This window comes from Xenorhabdus sp. PB30.3, assembly GCF_963895965.1.
Lineage (GTDB): Bacteria > Pseudomonadota > Gammaproteobacteria > Enterobacterales > Enterobacteriaceae > Xenorhabdus > Xenorhabdus stockiae.
Window position 1 is genome coordinate 1 of the sequence record NZ_CAWQMW010000039.1, and the last position, 7611, is coordinate 7611.

A 7611-nucleotide genomic window follows, 5' to 3' on the forward strand; every position below is an offset into this window, starting at 1 on the left:
GAATAATCTCATCATAGAGAAGTGTCTTTTTTAGAAAGAAACACAAAGTAAATCTATTTGTAGTAATATCTTGTTAAAATCATTGTTGAATGCCACTTTATTTTCACGGAATTTTATTTTCATGGTTTTTATGGGGTTAACAACTAATATAAAAGGGTGGTTAACATTTTTATCTACTATTTATATGATTGCTAGGTTACTTTTATGAAAAAAAATATTGCTAGTGTTATCGTTGATATCCTTCAAAATTCCGGTGTGAAACATTGCTATGGTATTGTTGGCGATACTCTTAATTATGTAACAGATGCTATTCATGCCAGTGATATGGAATGGATCCATGTTCGTCACGAGGAAGTTGGTGGCTTTGCAGCAGGCGCTGAATCATTCATTTCTGGGAAGATTAGTGCATGTGCTGGTTCTTGTGGACCGGGAAGCTTACATTTCATCAACGGGTTGTATGAATCTCATCGGAACGGAGCGCCAGTAATACTAATCGCAAGCCAGTTAGCAACAGATGTGAATGATAGTTCTTTTCCTCAGTATGTAGATTTTAAAAAAGTTTATAGTGAGTGCTCTGTGTTTTGTGAAGAAATTAGCAATCCAGAAAAAGCGATTGAAATTACAAAGAATGCAATTAGTGCTGCACTGAGTCAAAAAGGGGTGGCGGTTATTATATTACCTGTCAATATTAGTAAAACAGAGATTGAATATACATCAAAAATTACTGTTAATTATCATCCACCACAAGTGATTCCTGCCTTAGAAGATATTAAATCACTGGCTGATTTATTAAATAAAGGTAACAAAATTGGCATTTATGCAGGGATAGGCAGTAAAGATGCAAGAGATGAACTGCTTCAGCTTGCTGAAAAACTACAAGCTCCAATTGCACATACTTCTCGCGTAAAAGATTTCATTGAATATGATAATCCCTATAATGTGGGAATGACAGGCATGCTTGGTATGGAATCTGGTTTTACTATGCTAAAAAATTGCAATGTTTTACTCTTGTTGGGTACTGATTTTGCCTGGCCTCAATTTTTCCCCAAAAAGGCGACTATCATACAGGTTGATATTAATTTAGCTAACATAGGGAAACGCCATTCTGTTCATTTAGGGATTATTGGTGGTGTTAAAGAAACTTTGTTAGAGTTGCTTCCACTTCTTGAAAAGAAAACCGATGATGGTTTTTTGCGCAAATCTGTCGAATTCCATAAAAAGACATTGGAAAAAATAAATTGGCTGGATAAGGGCGCAAAATCAAAAATTATTCATCCTCAATATTTAGTTCAGTTGTTGGATAAATATGCAGATGCAGATGCTATTTTTACGGCAGATGGTGGTTCTCCGGTGGTGTGGTTATTGCGTTATATTAATACTAATGGTCAGAGAAGAACATTAACCAGCTTAAAACATGGCACAATGGCGAACGCAATGCCTCAGGCACTAGGGCTAAAGAAAGCCTTCCCTAAACGTCAGATTATCTCTATTTCTGGTGATGGTGGTTTAACGATGTTATTGGGAGATTTACTGACAATGACACAAGAAAAACTCGCTGTGAAGGTGGTGGTGATTAACAATAAATCACTCAACTTCGTAGAACTGGAGCAGAAAGTAGAAGGGCTTCTTAATAACTATACTAACTTAGATAACCCTGATTTTAGCAAGCTTGCGACATCATTAGGGATCTTTGGTGAATCAATTGAATCACCGGAGAAATTAGAAGAAGCCGTTATTCGCTTTCTAAATCATGATGGCCCAGCAGTGTTAGATGTACATACTTCGCCCAATGAATTGGTGATGCCACCAAATGTAGAATTAAATAGCGTAGTTGGAATGGGATTATATACTGCAAAAGCTATTTTACACGGACGTAGCGAAGAAGCGATTGGTTTGATTATCGATAATTTTATTCGCAAATAAGGTTATATGCTACTTATAGGATATCAAATAGACTTGATATCCTAATAAAAAAGCAGTTCCTAAAATATAATTGTCAGAGGGAAGGGGATGTACAGCGCAGAAACATTTCTTCTAGAATTTCAATAATCAGCTCTGCATAATAACCATCGGGATCTAAATCAGGATCGAAAACTGAAACAGTCATGCCACAACATAATGGGTTATTAATTAATTGTGCTCCGATATTTTTTAACCAACTCAGTTCAATGCCAGGGCTCCCGGGTGAATCAACCGCAGGCATGATGCTTTGGTCAAGAACATCAACATCTAAATGTACCCAAAAACGCCATGTCGGTTGAGCACCTAACATTTGCTCAATTTTGTTGAGGATACCTTTTTCGCCTATTGAATTTGCTGTGAATACATCAATCTGTGAAATAGCCGTTTGGTTAATATCAGGCCAAGCGAAATCAGCATCTCGGTTCTCTCGCTCGCCTAACTGAAGTACCTGCTGCTCTGGCACTAATGGGCTTTCGATATCTGGCCAATCTGTTAATAGCGCCTCACCGCGACCTGTTGCCAAAGCCAAATCCATCCCCGCCACTGCACCTAGCATTTGATTTGTATCGTAGTTGTCTGGATGGCGATAATCACTGTGTCCATCAATGTGGATGAGTGAAATAGGCCCTGTACGACGAGAACCAGCCAATGCGCCTAATAGGATTGAGCAGTCACCACCAATAACTAGTGGAAAATTGCCGCTCTCTTGTACCTTAGCCACTTCCTCCGCCAACTGTAAATTAAAGTCACGAATACCATAACCATTACGTATACGTGTCCCAATTTGAGCTTCAAGTGAATATACTGGAGACATTAATTTACTGATAATATTAGCTCGCAGTTTTTTCGCTAATCCGTGTTCCATCAGTACTTGCGGAGCCCGCCATGTCCCGGGTATGTGTCCTTCCCATAGGGGGCTTAACCCAAGATTGGTTGGTGCAAGAATGACATGAATCATGAAAGCTCCATTGATAAATAAATCATAAGCGAATGAATTAATATGGAATCATAGATAGAACAATCAGAAGAGTAAATACATTAGCTCAACAAACTATTGCCAAGCAGTTTCAACATTATGTATGCAAATAAAAAATGCAGGGTAGAGCAGTAAAACAACTATATAGCTTGTTTCTACCCATCATTAGACATCAGGCTAAGAATATCTAAACTAATGTAAAGGCTACCCCGGCTATCTGCCAACTGAATTGTTCAAGTAACTGCCTATTCTGTACCAAGTAAAAACTATGGAATAAATCATGACTGAAGATAACAAACAACAAATGCTCTACACATTTTCTGCGACTGACTTAATCAGTAATATACAAGATGTCGATAAATGTATCTCTGTGTACAAAGCCCAGCTTGAACAAGGGGATATCCAAAAAGCATATCATTATCTATTGCGATACATGATGCATCTAAAAGCGTATTTAACAAATAATCTTGCTGATAAATTTTCTTTCGGAAATGTCTCGCCCGGATATCTGGACTTTACGTACTTTTCGTTCTTTGACGACTATCTGCGGGAGCGAAAACTACGCTTTGGCATTGTTCTGAATCATAAAGCTTTACGCTTCGAATTATGGTTGATGGGGAAAAACGCAACTATCCAGAAAGCATACTGGAACATTCTGAAAAATAGTTCGTGGAATGCAGAACGCACCGAAATGCCTCAATACAGTGTATTAGAGGCGGTACTTGTTGAGTCACCGGATTTCACAAATGTGGCTCTACTTACCGTACGGATCAAAGAAGAAGCGTTACGTATCTCAGAGGCTGTGCTCGACAACCTCAGAGTTTTTGAGGTGGATGACAAACCATGTTAATTGCCTATCCGCATCTCAATTTTTATATTTGTGTTATTGAAGTGATACTGCTGATTAAGAAAATAATAAAAAATATTTAATTTTCAGCCTTTAACAAAGAGCACTAAACTTTTGCGCCGTTGAGAAAGGCTTTTTCTGTCAGGGCTACTAAACCAGCCCGTCCCACGCGTCCCCTGCGTTCGGCATAAACCAGTCCACGAATGATAGAGGTGAAAATCTCGGTATACTCAGCTGAGCTGATGTCGAGACGGTATATCCCTTCTTTTTGCCCACGCAAGAAAAAACTGTCGAGATTGTTGCTCCATTCATCCTCTACCACCTGTTCGATCTGAAGATTTTCCCAATAAAATATCATGAATGATAATATTTCACGGTGTTCATAGTAGTTTTCAATCAATTTTCTCAAAGCTATATCTACGGGTAGTTCTTGGAGTTGTGCACCATAGATGGCTTTGTTCATAACTTTCACGCTGTGGGTTGTCAGATTTTGGATAAGCAATTCACGGGTTTTACAAAAGCGATACAGAGTCGCCTTACTAATACCCATCGCTTCGGCCAGTTCCTTGAGTGTCGCCCTAGGATGATCAACAAGCGCTATTGCTAGCGACACCATAAATTTTTCATCTTTTGTAATCATATTTGCCATGTTAGGGACGCCTTTAGTGCTTACTTAGTCCATTTATCAAATGAACATATTGTAATCATATTGTTTTGAATTAAAAAGATTCATATATAAATCATTTAAATCAAAATTGACTCCAATGCACTCTTAAATACTCTACTTTCGTCTATGTCATTAATGAGAATGCAAATAATTTCTTGCAGATCAAAGCTTGCTTCGCTGATGTTCCGACCAAAATAATGGCGCAGTATTAACATAAACTCAAATGAATCAATATTGATTCATTTGAGTTTATGTTGCATTATTGAAGTGGCATAGATCGCGCATCACCTTGTTTGATATGAGAACAATAGGCCACTGGTACAAATAAGAAACGTTAAGAGAATCAATTATATGATTAATCTAAAAAACATCATGCTACAGCACGGCAGCAAAGTTCTTCTGAATAAAGCAAACCTGAAAATAAATCAGGGTGAGAAGGTTGGTTTGGTCGGCAGAAACGGTGTGGGTAAATCTACTTTATTTGCTTTGATCTCTGGCAGAATGAATGAAGAAAACGGAGAAGTTGATCTACCAAAATATTGTCGAATAACTCAAGTTGATCAAAACATGCCTGAATCTACTGAAAATGCTACCGATTTTGTTATTGCCGGTGACACAGAGCTGATGGCAGCCCGAGTTCGCCTCATACAAGCGACAGAACAGGACGACGGCATGGCTATGGCTCAGGCATATTGTGATTTATCCGATGCGGGTGACTACGATGCTGCGCCACGAGCACAGTCGATCCTGATGGGACTTGGCTTCAGACCAGAAGAAATGAATACGCCGGTAAATCAGTTTTCAGGAGGGTGGCGTATGCGTCTGCAACTAGCGCGTACCCTGATGTGTCCTTCTGATCTGATGCTTCTGGATGAACCGACAAACCACTTAGATCTTGATGCCTTATCATGGCTTGAATCATGGTTAAGTATTCACACAGGCACAATCATAGTTATCAGTCATGACCGTGAGTTTCTGGACAACATAACGAATGTTACCGTTCATCTGGAGCACAATCAGCTGATCCGCTATAACGGAAATTATAGTTTATTCGAAACGCTAAGAGCACAGCAGCTAGAATTACAGCATGCTGCCTACACCAAACAACAGGAGCAGGTCAGCCACCTGCAGAAATATATAAACCGGTTTCGTTATAAAGCTACTAAAGCTAGGCAGGCCCAAAGCAGAATCAAAGCACTCGAACGAATGGAAAAAGTGTCTGCTGTAATCGCGGACAGTGAATTTACTTTGCTGTTCAGTGAACCAGCTAGTCTTCCTAACCCGATGCTGGTGTTACGTGATCTTGACTTTGGCTATAGTCCACACGCTGGAGCTGGTGATCAGAAGTCTGTGCTGATCCTAAGTGGAATAAACCGTACTATCCTTGCAGGACAAAGGGTTGGTATTTTGGGGGCGAATGGACAGGGTAAATCGACTTTTATAAAAACGATAGCAGGGACAATTCCACCATTATCCGGTTCTGTAACTGAAGGAAGAGGGCTGAGCATTGGATATTTCGCGCAACATGAACTTGATGTCTTACAGCCTGAAGATTCTCCTTTACAGCATATGATTCGGCTTTCTATGACTCATATTTCTTCAAGCCGAGAGCAGGAGTTACGAAACTATTTGGGCACATTTAATTTCAGCGGAAACGTGATTACACGGCCAGTGGGTACAATGAGTGGCGGAGAAAAAGCGCGTCTTGTTCTTGCAATGATCGTCTGGAAAAAACCAAACCTCCTGCTCCTTGACGAACCGACAAACCATCTTGACTTAATAACTCGAGAGGCTCTGTCGCTAGCTCTTAATCAGTATGACGGAACAGTGCTACTTGTGAGTCATGACAGAGCACTGTTACGATCAGTATGTAATGAATTCTGGTTAGTCGGTAATGGGGATGTAAGAGACTTTGAGGGTGATCTTGAAGATTATAAGCGCTATTTACTGAATGAATCATGACATTGGATGTTTCTAATTCTCTGCTACAAAGCTTAGTCGCTGATATGTTTTGAGGGTTAATGTTTTATCTGAATTCCTCGTATTTTCAGAGAAGAGTAGGGAGGGAACCCTGATACATATAATGTGTAATGTGCACCAATTCATCAATAAAAAATACGTAGTAGGATTACTTTATGATGTTTGGATTATGAATATGATTTCAATTTAACATAATATAGATTATGCGAACCTATATCGATGTACGGGAAAACCGACGATCTGGGCTTAGTCTGCATCTTTTATATCTCTTAAAAGAAACCGTTCGAGCATTCATAATTAAATCCCGCATAAACAATGCGTACCAAAAATCCAGCAACCTCGTTATCAATTCCGATTTATAAAATCGGAATCTACGTTTAGATACTTTGAAACGACGCGAGGATATTTGGAAGAAATATTTAGTAGTCCTGTTATGATTCCTGAAGAATATTATTTTTTACCGCAGTAAAAAATATTTCTGTTATATCATTTGGATAAACAGTTTCCACTGTATTGGTAAGCTGATCAATACTCCACCAATGATGGTGTTTAATAACTGATTTTTCATTTTCAGTCCATTCAGTGGTGTTGATATCTTCTTTATCAAACTGGACGATATAAAAATGTTCTTTTGCTAAAACAGCCTCTCCACTAGGGAGAGTCATTTCAAATGTTCTTTTAGCAACACATTGTCCAACATTATCTTTTCGGATACCTGTTTCTTCACGAAGTTCTCTAATCGCGGCCTGTTCAAAAGACTCTCCTTTTTTAACACCTCCTCCGGGCGTGGCCCAATATGACCGGCCGGCTAATGCACCTTCATCATGTACAAAATTAAACAATAATACTCGATTAGACGGGCTAATGATCAGCAAGCGCGCTGAACAACGAATACGCATATCTTATTTCCTTTTAGCTATGATACACCGGTCACTGAACCAGAAATGCACCTTACACGGGATGTGCTGGATATTTACTTTAAGTAAGAGATGTAATTCAATTAATTTATTTTAGCTTATAATTTTGTACAATTCGAAATAAATATGGTGAATATAAATTTTATTATGGAATTATAGGGTATTCATGATGAAGTTTTATGATATGTAATTACATACTATTATCAAAAAAATCAGATATCGAGAAGAATAATTAAGCGGTATAGTCAGATTGTCCGTATTT

Annotated in this window: 6 protein-coding genes; 3 read left to right on the top strand and 3 right to left on the bottom strand. The window is 38.7% G+C overall.

Annotated features, from left to right (window positions below; translation table 11 throughout):
* Positions 1-204 precede the first annotated feature (204 nt).
* On the top strand, positions 205-1923 hold the full coding sequence (locus AACX38_RS03625; RefSeq protein ID WP_228865736.1) for a thiamine pyrophosphate-dependent enzyme: 1719 nt from the start codon (positions 205-207) through the stop codon (positions 1921-1923).
* A gap of 73 nt (positions 1924-1996) precedes the next feature.
* Here AACX38_RS03625 and AACX38_RS03630 read toward each other — a convergent pair whose 3' ends face one another.
* On the bottom strand, positions 1997-2920 hold the full coding sequence (locus AACX38_RS03630; protein ID WP_228865737.1) for an arginase family protein: 924 nt from the start codon (positions 2918-2920) through the stop codon (positions 1997-1999).
* A 298-nt stretch (positions 2921-3218) separates the two neighbouring features.
* On the opposite strand from AACX38_RS03630, the gene AACX38_RS03635 reads away from it, so the two are divergent.
* Positions 3219-3788, top strand: a complete 570-nt coding sequence (locus AACX38_RS03635) for a DUF7000 family protein (protein ID WP_228865738.1) — start codon at positions 3219-3221, stop codon at positions 3786-3788.
* Positions 3789-3891: 103 nt separating this feature from the next.
* Here AACX38_RS03635 and AACX38_RS03640 read toward each other — a convergent pair whose 3' ends face one another.
* Positions 3892-4434, bottom strand: a complete 543-nt coding sequence (locus AACX38_RS03640) for a TetR/AcrR family transcriptional regulator (protein ID WP_099122091.1) — start codon at positions 4432-4434, stop codon at positions 3892-3894.
* Between the two features lie 369 nt (positions 4435-4803).
* On the opposite strand from AACX38_RS03640, the gene AACX38_RS03645 reads away from it, so the two are divergent.
* A complete protein-coding gene (locus AACX38_RS03645; RefSeq protein ID WP_228865739.1) occupies positions 4804-6414 on the top strand; it encodes an ABC-F family ATP-binding cassette domain-containing protein in 1611 nt (536 codons plus the stop codon).
* A 449-nt stretch (positions 6415-6863) separates the two neighbouring features.
* On the opposite strand, the gene AACX38_RS03650 is transcribed toward AACX38_RS03645, so the two are convergent.
* The gene (locus AACX38_RS03650) at positions 6864-7331 is read right to left on the bottom strand and encodes an NUDIX hydrolase (protein WP_228865740.1); all 468 of its coding nucleotides are present in this window, start codon (positions 7329-7331) and stop codon (positions 6864-6866) included.
* Positions 7332-7611 lie beyond the last annotated feature (280 nt).